General features: G+C 75.7%; 2 protein-coding genes and 1 pseudogene. All 3 read left to right on the top strand.

Going from position 1 to position 1,056, the window contains the following annotated elements; translation table 11 throughout:
• A partial coding sequence (locus tag G3I42_RS28235; protein WP_164290596.1) for a sortase occupies window positions 1-314 on the top strand: 314 nt, incomplete at its 5' end.
• Window positions 311-802 carry an RNA polymerase sigma factor gene (locus tag G3I42_RS28230; protein ID WP_164290595.1) on the top strand — a complete coding sequence of 164 codons (492 nt, stop codon included), beginning with the start codon at window positions 311-313 and terminating at the stop codon, window positions 800-802. The genes G3I42_RS28235 and G3I42_RS28230, both read left to right, overlap by 4 nt.
• A pseudogene (locus G3I42_RS28225) lies at window positions 783-1,056 on the top strand (hypothetical protein); the annotation flags it as partial. The gene G3I42_RS28230 and the pseudogene G3I42_RS28225, both read left to right, overlap by 20 nt.

Genomic DNA, 1,056 nt, shown 5'->3' with positions numbered 1-1,056 from the left:
CGCTGCCCGGCGAGCGCGGGCCCGCCGTCGTGCTCGGGCACGTGACGACGGGGCCGCACCGCGACGGCGTCTTCCGGCGGCTGGGCCGGGTGCGGCCCGGGGACCGGGTCGTCGTGCGGCGGGCGGGCGGGGCCTCGGTGCGCTTCGTCGTGGACCGGGTGCGTACCGTGGCGAAGAGCGAGTTCCCCACGCAGGAGGTGTACGGGGACGTGAAGCGCGCCGAGCTGCGGCTCATCACCTGCGGCGGGCAGCGGGGCCCGGCCGGTTACTCGGCCAACGTCATCGTCTTCGCGCACCGCACGGGCGCCTCGTGAGGCGCCGCGAGCGGGAGGCCGCCGAGCTGTTCGCCGTGCTCTACCCCCGGCTCGCGGGGTGGGTACGGCGGCTCGTCGACGACGACGGCACGGCCCACGAGATCGCCTCGGAAGCCTTCACCCGGCTCTGGGCGCGCTGGAGTTCGGTCGGCGAGCCGCGCGGTTTCCTGTACGTCACGGCGGCGAACCTCGTACGGGACCACTGGCGCGCCCTCGATCGCGAACGCACCGCGCTGCGCCGCGCCGGCACCGAGACGGCGCTCCGCGAGCCGGAGCAACTCCCCGATCCCACCGTCAGATTGCTCGTCCAGTCGCTCCCCGAGCGGCTGCGCGTGCCGATCCTGCTCCACTACTACGCCGACATGCCGGTCCGCGAGGTCGCCGCGTTCACCGGACGCAAGGAGGGCACGGTGAAGGCCGACCTGCACGCCGCCCGCGAACTGCTGCGCGCCCACCTGAGGAGGACCGTTGACCACCCGGTTCGATGACGAGGACCCCTCGGACGACCCGCTGTTCGTCCTCCTGCGCGGCGACGAGGCCACGTCCCATCTCGCCGCCCCCGAGGGTCAGTTCGCGACGGTCCGCCGTCGTGCGCGCCGCCGCAGGGCGGTCCGTACGGGAGCGGGCGCGGCGCTCGCGACGGCGGCGGCCTGCGCCGCCCTGTTCACGCTGACGCCGCACGGAACGGAGCGGCCCGAGCAGCGCCAGCTCCCCCTCGGCCCGGGCCCCGCGGCGAGCGGTG

This window comes from Streptomyces sp. SID11385 (genome assembly GCF_010548245.1).
In the GTDB taxonomy this organism is placed as follows: Bacteria; Actinomycetota; Actinomycetes; order Streptomycetales; family Streptomycetaceae; genus Streptomyces.
The sequence above is the reverse complement of the archived record's forward strand: the minus strand, read 5'-3'. Positions and strand labels throughout refer to the sequence as shown.